This is a genomic window from Clostridium sp. C8-1-8, assembly GCF_009928445.1.
Classification (GTDB): Bacteria; Bacillota; Clostridia; order Clostridiales; family Clostridiaceae; genus Clostridium_AR.
In genome coordinates, this window is sequence record NZ_JAABNO010000018.1 from 1 (window position 1) to 16565 (window position 16565).

General features: G+C 30.5%; 14 protein-coding genes. 10 read left to right on the forward strand and 4 right to left on the reverse strand.

The features are described 5' to 3' along the window. Nucleotides 1–92: 92 nt before the first annotated feature. Nucleotides 93–1556: an aminotransferase class I/II-fold pyridoxal phosphate-dependent enzyme gene (locus GXK57_RS16785; RefSeq protein ID WP_160678592.1), complete on the reverse strand. Its 1464-nt coding sequence runs from the start codon at nucleotides 1554–1556 to the stop codon at nucleotides 93–95. Between the two features lie 147 nt (nucleotides 1557–1703). Between GXK57_RS16785 and GXK57_RS16790 the strand changes: the two genes are divergently transcribed. The 10 genes from GXK57_RS16790 (at nucleotide 1704) to GXK57_RS16835 (ending at nucleotide 13553) form a co-directional block, all read left to right on the forward strand. Continuing rightward, a complete protein-coding gene (locus GXK57_RS16790) occupies nucleotides 1704–2288 on the forward strand; it encodes a 50S ribosomal protein L25 (protein ID WP_160678594.1) in 585 nt (194 codons plus the stop codon). Nucleotides 2289–2782: 494 nt separating this feature from the next. Further along, nucleotides 2783–4513: a phospho-sugar mutase gene (locus tag GXK57_RS16795; RefSeq protein WP_160678596.1), complete on the forward strand. Its 1731-nt coding sequence runs from the start codon at nucleotides 2783–2785 to the stop codon at nucleotides 4511–4513. Between the two features lie 448 nt (nucleotides 4514–4961). Next, entirely contained in the window at nucleotides 4962–6050 is a 1089-nt protein-coding gene (locus GXK57_RS16800; RefSeq protein ID WP_160678598.1) for a hypothetical protein, read from the forward strand. A 3-nt stretch (nucleotides 6051–6053) separates the two neighbouring features. Further along, nucleotides 6054–6716 (forward strand): Wzz/FepE/Etk N-terminal domain-containing protein, encoded by a 663-nt coding sequence (locus tag GXK57_RS16805; RefSeq protein ID WP_160678600.1) that lies wholly within the window; start codon nucleotides 6054–6056, stop codon nucleotides 6714–6716. A gap of 12 nt (nucleotides 6717–6728) precedes the next feature. Beyond that, nucleotides 6729–7409 (forward strand): CpsD/CapB family tyrosine-protein kinase, encoded by a 681-nt coding sequence (locus GXK57_RS16810; protein WP_160678602.1) that lies wholly within the window; start codon nucleotides 6729–6731, stop codon nucleotides 7407–7409. Nucleotides 7410–7417: 8 nt separating this feature from the next. After that, entirely contained in the window at nucleotides 7418–8185 is a 768-nt protein-coding gene (locus GXK57_RS16815; protein ID WP_160678604.1) for a CpsB/CapC family capsule biosynthesis tyrosine phosphatase, read from the forward strand. A 499-nt stretch (nucleotides 8186–8684) separates the two neighbouring features. Further along, on the forward strand, nucleotides 8685–10079 hold the full coding sequence (locus GXK57_RS16820) for a sugar transferase (RefSeq protein WP_160678606.1): 1395 nt from the start codon (nucleotides 8685–8687) through the stop codon (nucleotides 10077–10079). A 90-nt stretch (nucleotides 10080–10169) separates the two neighbouring features. Then, entirely contained in the window at nucleotides 10170–11387 is a 1218-nt protein-coding gene (locus tag GXK57_RS16825) for an O-antigen ligase family protein (protein ID WP_160678608.1), read from the forward strand. 296 nt (nucleotides 11388–11683) lie between these two features. After that, the gene (locus GXK57_RS16830; RefSeq protein ID WP_160678610.1) at nucleotides 11684–12814 is read left to right on the forward strand and encodes a glycosyltransferase family 4 protein; all 1131 of its coding nucleotides are present in this window, start codon (nucleotides 11684–11686) and stop codon (nucleotides 12812–12814) included. Between the two features lies 1 nt (nucleotide 12815). Then, nucleotides 12816–13553, forward strand: coding sequence for a WecB/TagA/CpsF family glycosyltransferase (locus GXK57_RS16835; RefSeq protein ID WP_160678612.1), 738 nt, complete (start codon nucleotides 12816–12818; stop codon nucleotides 13551–13553). A gap of 145 nt (nucleotides 13554–13698) precedes the next feature. On the opposite strand, the gene GXK57_RS16840 is transcribed toward GXK57_RS16835, so the two are convergent. Genes GXK57_RS16840 through GXK57_RS16850 form a run of 3 tightly spaced genes read right to left on the reverse strand, consistent with a single transcriptional unit; the run spans nucleotide 13699 to nucleotide 16386 of the window. Continuing rightward, nucleotides 13699–14334 (reverse strand): cyclodeaminase/cyclohydrolase family protein, encoded by a 636-nt coding sequence (locus GXK57_RS16840; protein ID WP_160678614.1) that lies wholly within the window; start codon nucleotides 14332–14334, stop codon nucleotides 13699–13701. Nucleotides 14335–14346: 12 nt separating this feature from the next. Continuing rightward, entirely contained in the window at nucleotides 14347–15264 is a 918-nt protein-coding gene (locus GXK57_RS16845; RefSeq protein ID WP_160678616.1) for a glycosyltransferase family 2 protein, read from the reverse strand. 9 nt (nucleotides 15265–15273) lie between these two features. Further along, the gene (locus GXK57_RS16850; RefSeq protein WP_160678618.1) at nucleotides 15274–16386 is read right to left on the reverse strand and encodes a glycosyltransferase family 4 protein; all 1113 of its coding nucleotides are present in this window, start codon (nucleotides 16384–16386) and stop codon (nucleotides 15274–15276) included. Between the last annotated feature and the right edge of the window lie 179 nt (nucleotides 16387–16565).

A 16565-nucleotide genomic window follows, 5' to 3' on the forward strand; every position in this document is an offset into this window, starting at 1 on the left:
CTGCCAGAATTTCTTCACATACGTTCAGAAAAGGCAGATGCGCAAAAAAAATCACTGAAGAAAATCGCTTCAGTGATTTTTTTATATAAAGCCTATTTAGCAACGACTTTAATATATTCAACCTTTGAGTCTTCCGTACCTTGTACGTATAAACCAACTTCTTTTAGTTCTTCAACATAATCAATGATTTCTTCTGTGATTATTTCACCAGGACAAAGTAGTGGAATTCCAGGTGGATAAGCTAATAAAAATTCACCGCTTATCTTTCCGATACTATCTCTAAGAAGTATTGACTCTTTTTTGCTGTTAAAAGCATCTCTAGGAATCAAAACACTTTCAGGTATAGATGGAATATCTAAAAAGTCTGGTCTTACTTTACCTTTAGAAGAATATTCTTCAGAGATTTCTGTTAGAGCTTGAATTAATTTATCAATACTTTCTTTTGTGTCACCAAAAGATCCTACTGCAAGGACATTGTATAAATCAGATAGTTCCATTTGTATGTGATACTTATTAGATAATATCATATCTAATTCATAGCCTGTTATTCCAAGGTCTCTACAAGTTATTGTAATCTTAGTTGGATCTAATGATACAACTCCAGGTCTGCCTAAGATTTCTTCTCCAAAGCAGTAGAAACCATTTATTTTATTTATTTCAGTTCTAGCATAATTAGCTAGGTCAATAGCTTTATCTAAAAGCTCTTCTCCATTTAAAGCAATTTGTCTTCTAGCACAATCTAAACTTGCCATCAATATATATGATGGTGAAGTTGTTTGAAGTAGATTCAAAACCTGCTGAACTCTAGCCGGGTCTATATAGCTGCTTTTTACTTGAAGTAAAGAACATTGAGTTAAAGCACCTATTATTTTATGAGTGCTCTGTGCACAGATATCAGCACCTGCTTCCATTGCAGACATAGGTAGTTTTTCATTAAAAGCTAGATGAGGACCATGTGCTTCATCTACTATTAAAGGAATATCATAACTATGAACAATATCAGCGATTTCTTTGATAGCAGTGGCAACACCATAATAAGTTGGGTTTATTATTAACACAGCCTTAGCATCTTTATTTTCTTCCAAAACCTTTTTTACAGTTTCAGGGGTAACACCATGAGCTATTCCTAACTGCTTATCGAGCTCTGGTTGCATAAATACAGGAATTGCTCCACTAAGGATTATCCCAGCGGTGATTGATTTATGAACATTTCTAGGAATAATTATCTTATCGCCTTGATTTACAACTGACATAATCATAGCTTGAATTGCGCCAGAGGTTCCGTGGATCGAGAAAAAAGAAGCATCTGAGCCATATGCATCAGCAGCAAGCTCTTGAGCCTTTTTTATTGGTCCTGTTGGATGATGTAGACTATCAACTAACTTAAACACCGTTACGTCTATCTTAAATGGGTTTTCACCTATAAAGTTTTTGAATTCCTCATCTATTCCTACGCCTTTCTTATGACCGGGAACGTGAAATGGAATTGTATCTCTATCTACATATTCCATTAGGGCATCAAACAAAGGAGTTTCATTTTGGTCAAATCTGTACACTTTGATACCGCACCTTCTTTCAACAAATAAATATCTCTTATGAAAAACAATATAATTATATGTTATGAGTAACTGTAATGCAATAAAAAAATTAATATGAATAAGATTTATTTATTATGACAATAATATAGGGCAGGAGGGATTAAAGTGGAAAATATTAAATTAAATAGTAGAGATAACAAAATAGGCAAGACCGCAGGTAAAGTAAGAAGGTCAGGAAAGGTTCCAGGCATAGTTTACGGAAAAGGTATGCAGAACTTTATGTTTGAAATTGGTGAGTTAGAATTAAATCATGTTATTACTGAATACGGTGAACACGGAGTAATAGACATTGATCTAAACGAACAAAAGAAGACTGTACTGATTAAAGAGCTTCAGAGAGATCCGGTAACTCATAAAGTTATACATTTGGATCTAGAAACTATAGATAAAAATCAAAAAATTATAACTACAGTACCACTACATTTCAAAGGTGAGGGAATACTTAATTCATATGGTGCTATAATTCAAAAAGAGAAATCAAGCATAAAGGTTAGCTGTACTCCGGATAATTTGCCGAAATATTTGGAAGTAGATATTTCTCAGTCTTCAATAGGAAGTACTTACAAAGTAAGTGATATAGAGGTAGGTCAAGAGATATCCATAATTGATGATTTAAATACAGTACTTGGATCTGTTAGCTATGAACATAAAATACAAGAATCTGTAGAACCTGAGGAAAGAAAAGAATAAGTTAGCCCTATGATAACATAGGGTTTCTTTTTTACTGAAAAGGTAATTGTAAAACTTTTATTGGCTAAACCTTACAATATCAAGGATTATACCAGCTTGTTAGGGTAGCGTATACAGTGAAAAAGCAAAATCATTGGCCAACAAGATTTTACTTAGATGCATTCGGAAAGGCAGAAGTGCAGAAAGTTAACTGAAGAAGGTAGATTCAGTGATTTTTTATTAGCATGAAGTTATAAGAAGTGATTACATTTAAATAGATGAAAGTATAAGGATGGTTAACACAAGGTTGTACGACTTGGTTAATTAGCAAAAAAATATATATAATTGAGAAAGTTGAGATACAAGCAATAATAAGCATTCAAAGGATATTAATGTGAAATAAGTGGTACTTATATATATAAATGCACAGAATTTCATAAATTTGCATATAAAAGTTTCAATTATATTTTTTTTGTTGTATAATATTTAATGTTAAATTATAAGGAGGGATATCAATGACTTATCTAGAAAAATACAATCAATGGTTGCAGTCACCTACTATTAACGATGAAATAAAAGATGAATTGAAAAATATAACTGACGAAAAGGAAATAGAAGATAGATTTTATAAAGAGTTAGAGTTTGGTACAGGTGGATTAAGAGGTGTTATAGGGGCTGGAACTAACAGAATGAATATATATACTGTAGGGAAAGCGACTCAAGGCTTAGCAGATTATATAAATGAAGCTTATAAAGACGAAAAGTCAGTTGCAATAGCATACGACTCAAGAAATATGTCAAGAGAATTTGCTAAAGCTGCTGCTTTAACATTGTGTGCAAATGATATAAAGGTATATCTTTTTGAAGATTTAAGACCTACACCAATGTTATCATATACTGTTAGAAAGCTTAATTGTAAAGGTGGTATAGTAATAACAGCTTCTCATAATCCTAAGCAATATAACGGATATAAGGTTTATGGTGATGATGGTGGACAAGTTACTGATGAACCTGCAAAGAAGATAATCGGTTATGTGAATGCTATAGAGGACTACGCTAATGTAAAGTCATTAACTGAATCAGAGGCCTTAGAAAAAGGCTTACTTCAATATATAGGAGAAGATGTTGATAAAGCATATATTGATAGAGTTAAAGAACTAACCATTAGAAAAGAATTAGTTGAATCATCAGCAAAGGATTTAAAGATAATATATACTCCTATACATGGTTCAGGAAATATGCCTGTAAGAAGAGTGCTAAAGGAATTAGGTTATGCTAATGTTCATGTAGTAAAGGAACAAGAAAAGCCAGATGGGAACTTTCCAACAGCTTCTTATCCTAATCCAGAAGAACCAGCAGTATTTAAGTTAGCTTTAGATTTAGCAAAAGAAGTGCAACCAGATATAATATTTGGTACAGATCCTGATTGCGATAGGATAGGTGTAGTGGTTAAAGATAATGAAGGTGAATATAGAGTTTTAACTGGAAATCAAACTGGAATGTTATTAACTCATTATGTTTTAAACTCACTTAAAGATACTAATAAGCTTCCTGAAAACGGCGCTATTATAAAGACAATTGTTACGACTGAAGCAGTAAGAAAAATGACAGCAGAGTATAAGGTAGAACTTATAGATGTTTTAACTGGCTTTAAATATATTGGTGAAAAGATTAGAGAATTTGAGGAATCAGGTAGTCATAAGTACCTTTTTGGCTTTGAAGAAAGCTACGGATATCTAGCAGGAGAATTCGTAAGAGATAAGGATGCTGTAATTGCATCTATGTTAATTGCAGAAATGACATTATACTATAAGTCTAAGGGTAAAACTCTCTACGATGGGTTGATTGATATATATAATCAATATGGCTTCTACAGAGAAAACTTGGTGTCAATTGAACTTAAAGGAAAAGAAGGTCAAGAAAAAATAGCAAGTTGCATAGATAATATGAGAAATAACCCAATTTCAAGTGTTAGTGGAATTAAAATTGTTAAGAGATTTGATTACAAAAAGAGTGAAGAAACAGATGTGGAAAAAGATGCTGTGAGCACTATAAACCTACCTAAATCAAATGTTCTTAAATATATTTTAGAAGATGATTCATGGTTTGTAGTAAGGCCTTCTGGTACAGAACCTAAAATGAAGGTATACTTATCCATTGTTGGCAGCAGCTTAGAGGATGCAGAAAATAAGATTAAGAAGTATACTGATGATGTGATGCAAATTATTAATGACAAATTGAATTAAAAAATCATTATAAATGAGCCAGTTCTAGTAGGTAAATATTTTTATGTTGTACAGGGGGATGTCCTTAGTGAACAAAAAGGTATTATTATGAATTGGTTCTTATAAAGATGTATTTTGAAAATTTATAATAATAGTTAATTAACTAGTATATCTATTGATTTCCTAACTTAACTATTAATTTGTATATGACAGAAAATCCATAGAACCTGTGATTTTTGAACAACTATAAATTAAGTTTCGTTATAGGAGGTCTTTACAAAGATACCACTTCAGCTTTATATATATTTTCATTGGCATTATGTAAATATTGCAGTAAAAGATGAGGATATAGTTGAAAGTTATGAAGTGGTAATCTATACATATTTAAATCACATACTTTTAGTAATTGACTTGAGTAATTTCAAATTCAATATTAGAAACAAAAGATTTATAAATAGGGGTGAATATTATGGACTATAATTCACTTTTTAAGGATAAGCTATCAAAACTGTTATTCCTTGAAATAAAAGATATCGGCGCCTTTTTGAGAAAGATTAGTTATAATGGAATGAAACTTGCAAGCAAAGAATTGTTTATGCCAATCAGCATGGAGTTTTTGGCTGATAAAGTAAAAAAGAATAAGGAACTTAAAGAAATACCTATATATCAATTTATTGAAGGTATGTTTTATGCTATAGGTGCAGATGAGGACTTTAAATATAACGAGGATTATATAAAAATTATAGCTTCTATAAATGATTCCGAAGAGTGTATTAAAGGAATAGTAGCAAATAAAGTAAAAGAAGAAAATTATAATGATGGCTATGTACTTTTAAGAGGACTGTGTAGAGTATATGGAAAAGAAGAATTTTTTGAAAGACTTGTTGGCATTGGAGAAGTAATTAGATCAGCTAATAAAGATTTTAATAGTGTTCTCTTAGAGGATATTTCTTTTTACAAATACAAATATCCTAAGAGTGCGATACCTTATATGTTTGAGGCAGTTTTGCTTAAAGCTGAGGGTGAGTACTCAAAGGCTTTTGTGTGTCTAAATGAATATATTAGACTAGGGGGAGCTAGAACTTCAGATATTGACGATTTAATTGATGAAGTTTCTGATATAGCTAACTATGAAAAAGGTAAGGAAGAGATTGATGAAAATCCTTTGGAAGCTTTGAAAAAGCTTCTTCCTTTAGTAGATAAGTTTGAGGATAATGCGCTTATATATTATTATGTAGGTTTATCATATAGAAAAATAGAAAATTATGAGAAAGCTATTTACTATCTTAATGAAAGCTTAAGAATAGATAGTTCTATAGTAGAAACTGTAAATGAGTTGGGTATTAATCATGCAGCAATTGGGGATTTTGAAAGTGCTATAATGTATTTTAGAAAGGCATTTGAAGCTACAAAGGACGTTGAAGTTTGTACAAATTTGATAATGTGTTACTACAATATAGGTAAGCTTGAAGAAGCAAGGCTTCATCTTGATATAGCAAATAAATTAAATGCTGATGATGAAATTGTAAAACAATTAAATAATATAATAGGGGGATAAGTAATGGAATTAAGAGAATATTTCAACATTATAAGAAAAAGACTACTGTTAGTTATACTAATAACATTGAGCTGTACATTGTTGACAGCAGCAGTAAGTTATTTTGTAATAAAGCCAGTATATAAGGCTGATATATCAGTAATAATAGGTCAAAATGATAAAGCAGATCAGGCAAAAGAAAACTATAATGATGTGATGATGTATCAGAAGATGGTTAAGACCTACAGTATATTTGTTCAGACTAAAGTTGTAGCAAATGATGTAATAAAAGAGCTAGGCTTAGATATGACACCTGAAGAACTTATAAAAATGACTTCTGTTACGCCTAAAGGAGATACAGAGTTTTTAACTATAACTGTAAAGTCAAAGAATAAGAATGAAGTGGCAAGAATTGCTAACCAAATCGCTAAATCACTAAAAAAAGAATCTATGGAGATATATAATAGAGATAATGTTAAGTTAGTTGATGAGGCCGTTGCTCCAACTAGTCCAGATAGTCCTAGACCACTGCTAAATATTGCGGTAGCATTGTTTGTAGGACTCATGTTATCTGTGGGACTTGTTTTCCTAATTGAATACCTTGATAACACCGTTAAGGATGAAGAAGAATTATCAAGACTACTTGAAGTTCCTGTAATAGGAGTAATTCCTATTATAGAAGAATAATGGAGGCTTAAAATGGATAAAAACTTAATTTCTTTGGTTAATAATAAATCTAGAGGTGCTGAAGCTTTTAGAACTTTAAGAACAAACATACAGTATTCATCGTTAGATGAAAAAATGCGCGTTATTGTAATAACATCTTCTAGTCCTTCTGAAGGAAAAAGTACAGTAATATCTAATTTAGCCTCATCAATGGCTCAAGCTGGTAAGAAGGTTCTTTTGATAGATTGCGACTTTAGAAGACCAACAGTTCATAAAAAATTTGGAATTCCTAATTCAAAAGGATTAGCTAATATAATAATTGGAGAAAATAAAATTGAAGAATGTCTAAAGAGTACTGAAATAAAAAATCTGTACATACTTACTTGTGGGACTCTTCCTCCTAATCCATCGGAGTTATTGGGTAGTAAGGCGATGACTAAGTACTTAAACGAGTTTAAAGAAATATTCGACGTTGTATTAATAGATGCACCACCAGTTTTAGCTGTGACTGATGCTCAAATACTTTCTGTAAATGCCGACGGTACTCTTCTTGTTGCTTCTTACGGAAAAACTGAGAAGAAGGCGATTGTTAAGTCTAAGGAAATGCTGGACAAAGTTGGATCTAAATTAATCGGTGTTGTGTTAAACATGGTACCATCTAAGGCAAATGAGTATTACTATAGTAAATATTATGGATACTACGATAAAGAGTAGGTGAAATTATGATAGATTTTCATAGTCATATAATACCAAATGTAGATGACGGATCTCAGTCTTTTGAGATTACAAAAGATATGATAAGAAATTCTATAAGTCAAGGAGTAACCCATATTTGCGCGACTTCTCATTATATTCCTGGGGAGTTTGAACAAGAAAAGAATAATTATGATAACATTTTCTCAGAAGTGAGTGACTTTGGAAAACAAGAAGGTATAAAGGTTATTAAAGGATTAGAAGTATATATAACCCCTAATCTTGTTGATCTTTATAGTGATGGGTTAATCTGGTGCATAAATAATAAAAAATATATGCTAATAGAGCTTCCTATGAGAGAGTTTCCTCTTTATACTGAGGATGTGTTTTATGAACTTAGGTTAAAGGGAGTTACTCCAATACTTGCTCATCCTGAGAGAAATTTTAAAATCGCTAACAACATAGAGTTATTAAAGAACCTTGTAGAACAAGGAAACTTAGCTCAAGTAAATTCAGGTAGCTTAACAGGAGCATATGGTAACACTATAAAAGGTGTCGCAGAACAGCTGGTAGCTAGAAATTTAGTTCACATGGTTGGCAGCGATGGTCACAACAATGAAAAAAGAAATACTTATATTGATAAGGCTTATGAAGTAATAAAGGAAGTCAATATAGAGTTATATAAATGGATTGAAAGTAATGAGCTTAGTATTTTGAATGGTGAAGAAGTAAATCCGTTGGTTATAAGAGAGCCTAAGAAACAAGGGCTTCTATCAAGATTATTTAAGAAGAAGTAGTTAGAAATTCTAATTACTTCTTTTTTTTGTTAAGAAGTATAAGAATATTTGTTAGCTAAACCTATTGATTTCAGGGGGCTTAGAACAGATATTTAAGGGGAACAGCAAAAAAATTATGTCACCTGTAGTGTTTTGTAAAAATATATTCGAAAAGTCAGATGTGTAAAAATGCTCACTGAAGAAGGTTGCTTCAGCGACTTTTTATAATTTTAACAATTACATGTATAGCTAAAATATAATTGAAATATGCTTTGCTTTTTTCGATAATTGATCATGAAAGCATAAATTTTATAAAGTATAACGAGAATGTTTTATCTATATATTGTAAAAGTTAAGAATTATTACAATATGTAAGTCGAAAAATGTCTGTCTAACTCAGGTTACTTGATGGCAAAAATAGGACAAAGGTTATATTTGGAAATTTTTTTGCGTATAATTTGACTTTAAATTGTAATAAGTGTAAAATTAGTAAGAGTTTAAAATGATTTAGAGGTATATTATGAAAAGAAAAGATATGGGAACAGAACTTTTTAAATTCGCAACTTACTTTGTAGATGCAGTACTAGTAGTTTTTTCAGTATATTTATCTTTTTTAATACAGTTTAAGTCAGATCCGCCAGAATATAATATTATTCCATTTTTTAATATAATCCCCTTTATTGTTTTAGCCTATTTGATATATATGTATGTATTCGGCCTTGGTGATTTATTAAAAAAGGGAATCGGTGAAACTATTTATTCAATAGGCCTAACTGTGGTAGCTTTGTTTATAACTACTGCAGGAATAACATTCTTTGCAAGAGGATTTGCATATCCTAGAATGGTGCTTGTTATTAGTACTATTGTACAGTTTATAATTTTATCTATTTGGAGAGTGGTTATTTGGAGTATAAGCAGAATGCTTCATGGGGTGAAGGAATGTCTCATTGTTGGGGAAGGTTCACTAGAGTATCTAACTAAGAAAATACTTATGAAGCAGAGAGATTTATACAACATAAAATATATATGTGGAAGTAAAAGTAAGAGTCTAGATCAATATGTTGCTAATGTAGATGTAGTTTTTATATGCAATGACGTAGAGTTAAATGTAAAGCAGAAAATTGTTGATAACTGTCTTACAAGTAGGAAAAGTGTATATATAATTCCTGGAATATATGAGATTGCAATACTAAATTCAAAACTAAACAGGGCAGATGACATTCCTATGTTCAAGGTGAAGAAACTTGGGCTTACTCTTGAAGCTAGGATATTTAAGAGAATGCTGGATATAATAGTTTCTTTGATTGGTTTAATTTTGACAAGTCCAATAATGATATTCGTTACAATAGCTATAAAATTATCAGATGGTGGAGAGATATTTTATAAGCAGGAAAGAGTTACAATAAATGAAAAAAAATTTTTTGTGCTGAAATTTAGGACCATGGTAATGAATGCTGAAAAGCTTACAGGACCTGTACTTGCTGGTGAGTCAGATCCAAGGATAACAAAGATTGGTAGAATATTAAGAGCCACTAGAATAGATGAACTACCTCAATTTTTAAACATATTATTTGGAGATATGAGTGTTGTGGGACCTAGACCTGAGAGGCTGTTTTTTGTAGAGCAATTTAAAAATGAAATACCAGATTACAAATATAGAACAATTGTTAAGGCTGGGCTTACAGGACTGGCACAAGTATTAGGTAAATACTCAACAACACCGGAAGATAAAGCAATATACGATATTCTATATATCAAGAATTATTCAATACTTTTAGATTTAAAGTTAATACTTCAAACTATAAAGATTATGTTTATGAGAGAAAGTTCACAAGGGCTTAAGGATGATTTGCCATTAAATAAGCTTATAAAAAATACAAATGCTGAAATAACAATAGATAAAATGGAAGATTAATTAATGTATAAAATACTAGCGAAAGTACTTTATTTGGTTTTAATTTAGGAGACTTTTTAGTCTCCTAATTATTTTAGGGAGAGAGGTATTATGAAGAAATTAATAAGTATAGTATTTTGTATATATATTTTTTTGATCCCTTTGATTCCTTTTGGAATAAGAGGAAATAATTATAATAATGCAGTTCAAATGATCCTACTTATAGTACTTATTCTATATATCTATCTTTTTATTAAAGATAAGAACTTTATAAAATTAAAACTAGATATAATTAGTTTTTTTAGTAAGAAAGTTTACATACTAATGGTTGTTTTCCTACTGTTGATGTTATTATCTACAATTTATGCTGAGGATAAATCCATAGCTTTAAAAGAGAGTATGAGATTTTTTACTTATATCATAATTATGTTTATGATTGACAGGGTTTTTAAAGAAAAAGAAAGAGAAAGAATTATATTTACTATTTTACTTATTTCATTCACAGTTTCTATATTAGGTATAGTGCAGTACTTCACAGGTATAGGAGCAGAAACACATATAGTTTCTTCGGTAAGGCCTAGAGTACAATCTACTTTAGATAATCCCAATACTTTGGGAGCGTTTCAGGTTCTAATGTTTTTTCCTTTAATATCAATCACTAGAGCAAAAAATAAGAGCGTTGTATTTAAAGTATTATCTATAGTAACGAGTGTAATGTGCTTTATAAATTTAATTACGTCTATGTCTAGAAGTGCTATGATGGGATTTGCAATTGGATTGGTACTGTTACTATTGCTCTCTGGAAAGAGGCTCTTGCTTATTCTGATTCCAGTTGCAGGGATAATATTAGCGATTCCAAGCAGTATTAGTAGGATAAAGCAGATTACTGACAGTAATCAAAATGAATCAAGAATAAGAATATGGAATGTGGCTATAAAAATGATAAAGGATCAACCATACATTGGAGTGGGAAATGGTAATTTTATAGTAAAGTATCCTAAGTATACTAAGCTTTATCCACAGTTTAAGGAGCAAGGTGTAGATGTTTTTCCTAGTCATAACTCCTATTTAAAAATAGCAAGTGAATTGGGGATGGTTGGGGAACTAAGCTTCTGGCTGATAATTATATTTATTCTTAGAGAAGCTGTACATTTCATGAAAAATAAATCACAAACTTTGACATCCTATTTTATTGAAGGATTCTTAGTTGGATTAATTCCATTTTTGTTTATGAACTGTTTTGATAATATTTTATTTGTACCTAAGGTTTCAACTTTCTTTTGGATTATGGTAGCGATGTTATTCTCACATAAGGAGTCAGAAATATAAGAAATACGGATAAGCAATGATAATTTTTTAGTAACTTCTAAACCATAATTAAAGATGAAACACTTGGATTGGAAATCTATTTTCAAAGCTCTTCTGAGTTATGAGAGGAGAATTTGAAAATGTAAGTTTTATTGCGAAGTGGTACATCTAAAGATGCACCATTTCCATATGAAATCTATCAAAATAAATCTTCATAGATTAATGCGAAGCTTTGTTTTGGGGCTAAGGATTGAAGTGTTATGTTTGTTCAGAGGAGTATATATTAAATTAGAAAATGCTTTTAGGAGTGTGAAGAGATGTCTTATAAAATAGCTCAGATAATAACTCAGGCAGAGATGGGGGGAGCTCAAAAGCATCTTCTGATCTTAAGCGATGAATTGAAGAAACTTGGTAATTGTGTTACAGTATATGCGGGAGAAGGCCAAGGGCTTGATAAGGAATTAGAACAGTTAAATATAGATTTTAAAAGAGTGGAATTATTGAAGAGAGAAATCTCTTTATTAAATGATTTCAAAGCTATTATAAAGTTCATGAAGATATTTAAAAAGGAGAAATACGATATAGTACACTGTCATAGTTCAAAGGCAGGGCTTATAGGAAGAATTGCTGCAAGATTGGCAGGCGTAAAAATTGTTGTATATACAGCTCATGGTTTTGTTTTTAATGAACCTATGAGTAAAATTAAGAAAAGAATATATATAACAATTGAAAAAATAGGATCTTTATTCGGAAACAGACTTATTGCTGTATCTAAGAAGGATTATAGCTGTGCCTTAGATTATGGACTTGGAAATAAAAAATATATATACTATATACCCAATGCTGTGTATGAAATCGATAGAGAGTCTTTAAATAACAGTGAAGAATTAAGGAAACAATTAGGTATTGATGATACCTTTGTCTTAGGAGTTTTGGCAAATTTTTATGAAACAAAAGGTCATAAATTTTTGATAGATGCATTACTTAAATTAACTGATGAAGGATATAGGTTTAGTTGCATTTTTGTAGGAGAAGGAACTACTAAGGATGATATGGTAAAGAGAACTAAAGGTTATACTAATATGAAGTTCTTGGGATATAGAAAAGACAACTATGATTTGATAAACTGTATGGATTTATTTGTGCTACCATCAGTAAAAGAAGGCATGCCATATGTTATTTTAGAAGCTATGACTCTTTCTAAACCGATACTATGTACCAGAGTTGGTGCTTTGACAGATATGATTGAAGATTGCAAGAATGGATTTATTGTTGCCCCAGAAAGTTCTGAGCAGTTATATAATAAATTAAAATATATTTTTGAACATAAAGATATACTTAATAAAATAGGCAAAACAGGTTATAATTATTATAGGGAAAACTTTACTGTAGACCTATTTATAAGAGATGTATTAAAAGTTTACAATATAACAATGGAGAGTAGATAAAGTGTTTAGTAATATACTTGGATATAAGATTTTTAATTTAAACAAGGATAAGCTTATTCAATATGTACTTGGTAAGGATAAGGTATGTGTTATATCAGGAAATCCAGAAGTGCTTTTAAACGGAATGAAAGATAAGAAATTTTATGATAAGTTTAATAGTAATGAGTTTGTTATCATTCCAGATGGAGTAGGTACTGTGGTTTCAGCAAAGCTAATTGGACAACCAGTTAAAGAAAAGATTGCTGGAATAGAGGTAATGGATGAACTCTTACGTATATCGGCCAAAGAGGGATTTAAAGTGTATCTCTTAGGTGCTTCAAGAGATATTATAGGTAAGTGTAGTGAAAATATTAAGAATAAGTATCCAACTATAGATATTTGCGGTTTTAGAGATGGGTATTTTAAAAATGAGGATGTTAATGAAATAGTAGATGAAATAAAAAAATCAGAGGCGGATATGCTATTTGTGGCATTAGGATCACCAAAACAGGAAGACTTTATACTGAAATATATGGAGGAGTTGCCATGTAAGGTATATATGCCGGTAGGGGGCAGTTTCGATATTTTTGCAGGAAAGCTTAAAAGGGCACCTAAGATTATGTTGAAGCTAGGGCTTGAGTGGCTTTATAGAGTATGGAAAGAGCCTTTTAGAATAAAGCGACTAGGAAAGATACCTAAGTTCATACTAATAGTAATTCTTAATAAAATAGGTATACTTAGAAGTGTAGAAAATATATAAATAAGTAGTATGAATTATACATAGAAGAAACATGCAAAAGAAAGTGATTTCTCTTGCATGTTTTTTTATATTAGAGTTTAAGAGCATATGGATATACCATCTTAAGTTCTAAAAATTATATTTTTTTAGATTACTTTATCTATAACTAAATTTTATTATAAACTTTAACCATTATTTCTTTTTTTAGTTTTTCAGCTTTATTTAGTAAATCAGTACAAGCTTTTATAAGCTCATCCTTGTTGATATCATTAATAAAGTTTAGATTTACCATTACATTTAATACCGAACTCTCTATAGCAGCATATGCTAGTATTGCGGATACGCCTGCATCTGATATTACGTTTGAATTACCGTAGGTGGCTGCTATATCTATATAAGACATCATGTCAGCTAAGTTTGTTAAAAGATCTAATGGAACTTGCATTGCGATCTTTAAGCCTTCTTGAATTTTTTCTTCCTTTACCTTTAATGCTTCTTCACTGTCTTTAGGTAGTTTATAAGCTTTCATTAATGTAGAAAATGCTTCTCCATCTTTATCAATATAGTCAAGAAATTCGTTAGCTTTTTTTTCACAAGTAGCTAAGGCGTCCATAACTGAGCTTTGCTCAGAGTTGTTTAAGTTTGTAAAAGCTTTTTTATTTATGGTAAGGTTAAAGACCATATTGCTTAATGCAGCGGATAAAGAACCAACAAGGGCAGCAGCACCTCCGCCTCCTGGTACTGGACTATTTGAACTTAGTTCGTTCACGAAATCTAATATGCTTTTATCTTTAAAATTCATCTTTTTTCCTCCCTAATTTTTCTTAAAAAAAGAATTTACTTGGTTCATATCTATATGATTAACATCAGCTTTTAGACCTTCGAGATATACCTTGAATAAGGATAAAGGTTCCTTTTTTAAAATCTTTCTTGCAAAGGTTTCTATTATTATATAAAAAGAGAATATTACCTTATGATACAGTTTTGAGTTTCTTCTCATAAATACAATTCTATTTCTATTTAAGAAGAAATAGCTCAAACCTTTATATTTTGATATGGTAGCAGATTGTTTATGATAAACTCTACTGCTATTCAAACATATAAGTTTGTAACCGGCTTTTTTTGTGTTTAAACAAAACTCTGTTTCTTCGAAAAACAGAAAATACATTTCTGGGATCAAACCTATTTCTTCAAATATTTCCTTTCTAGCTACAAAGCATGCACCACCTAAGTAATCTACAGATAGAGAGTCTTCTCTAACGGAAATATAATAAGTATTCTTCCCTTTTGCCTGAGCTAGACCTGTAAATAAATTAATGTTTGCACCCATGGACTGTATTTTATCTCTTTCTTGAAAATCACATATACAGGGGCCAGCTATACCAACATCTTTATTTGTATTCATGTAGTTTATAAGCTCTGATAAAAAGTTTTTCTCAACTTCTACATCATTATTTAAAACACATACATAATCAGCCTTATTTTCTAAAGCATATTTAATTCCTACATTGTTTCCATGAGCATAACCGAGATTAGTGTTGTTGGTAATTAGTTTAAACTTATCTAAATGTTTGCTTAATTCTTCCTTAGAAGTATCTGTAGAATTATTATCAACTACAACAACTTCATAGTTATGGTAATCATTATCTAAAACACTTTCTAAGCATCTTAAAGTTTCCATGTATGAATTAAAATTTAATATTACTATAAATACTAGTGGTTCTTTATTCATAAATTCTCCTTAATATCTAGTAATCTCTTTGTACAATCTCATTACTATTTTATCCCAATTATAATTTTCTTTTACAAAATCAATATTGTGCTTACAAATGTTCTTTGAGTTTTTATCGTTTATAAAATTTAATAACTTTGAAGCTAAATCATCTATATCAGAGTCCTTGACTATAGCTCCACCTTGTTCAGTAAGCTCCTTAGCTATTCCAACATCAGTAGACACTATTATGTTTCCAACAGCAGCAGCTTCGATGAGAACTATACCAAAGCTTTCAAAGTGGGAAGTTAAACAGAAAATTTTTGACTTACTATATATATTAAATAGCTCTTCTCTATCAGATAATTGTCCGAGAAGCATTATTTTTTCACTTAAACCGGCATACTGATCAGTATAATTTTTTATAAGCTCATTGAATTTAGAAGTGCTATCCCCTGCAAGCACTAAAGTCCAAGGCATAGAGTTATCTTCTTTGTAGAGCTTAATAAAGGCATCTACGATCATCTCACTATTTTTTTCTTCAGCGCCAAGTCTTCCTACATGAAGAATATAATTTTTCTTGTTTTCACAAGTAAGATCATCTAGGTGAATTAAGTCATAATCAATACCATTAGGTATATATATAAATTTATTTTCAAATTGAGGTAGAAGGGATTTTATCTCGTTAAAGAGTCTCTTTTGCTCAACTCCGATTAAGTGAACCTTTTTAAAGAAATAGTTAAACAATAATTTCCCAGCAAAATTAAGATTCTTTATTTTATTTAGTAATTCCTCTGTACAGTCTAGCTTGAGAAATATTTTTCCTTTTTTATTATAATGCTTATACACTATTGCATAAATTACTGATCTTATGGTTACGTGGAATAGTTGAAGAACATCAATGCTTTTTGCATTTTTCTTCAAGTATATAGAACCATCAATTATATCATTGTTACGTTTTTTATCAATAAAGTCTAGTTTTAGACCTTTTAAATGTCCATCTATATAATCATATTTATCATTATTATAGCATGCTACATAGCTTTCACAGGAACATAGCTTGTTAAGCTTGTAAGCTATCATACCAACATCTTTAATAAGATGTACGTTCTTTGCTTGAGGAAACAAAACGCAGTATTTCAAAAACTTCACCTTCTTGTACACAAAATAATTAATTTATTTACCATTATAATATATATAATAAATAAATAAAACCTTATTTAGTTACATTAAAAATCAATGATATATTAAAGAACTATGTCGACAAATGTTTACTAATCTGATAATTTAACGCTAACAATACCATTGAGCATAGACAACTT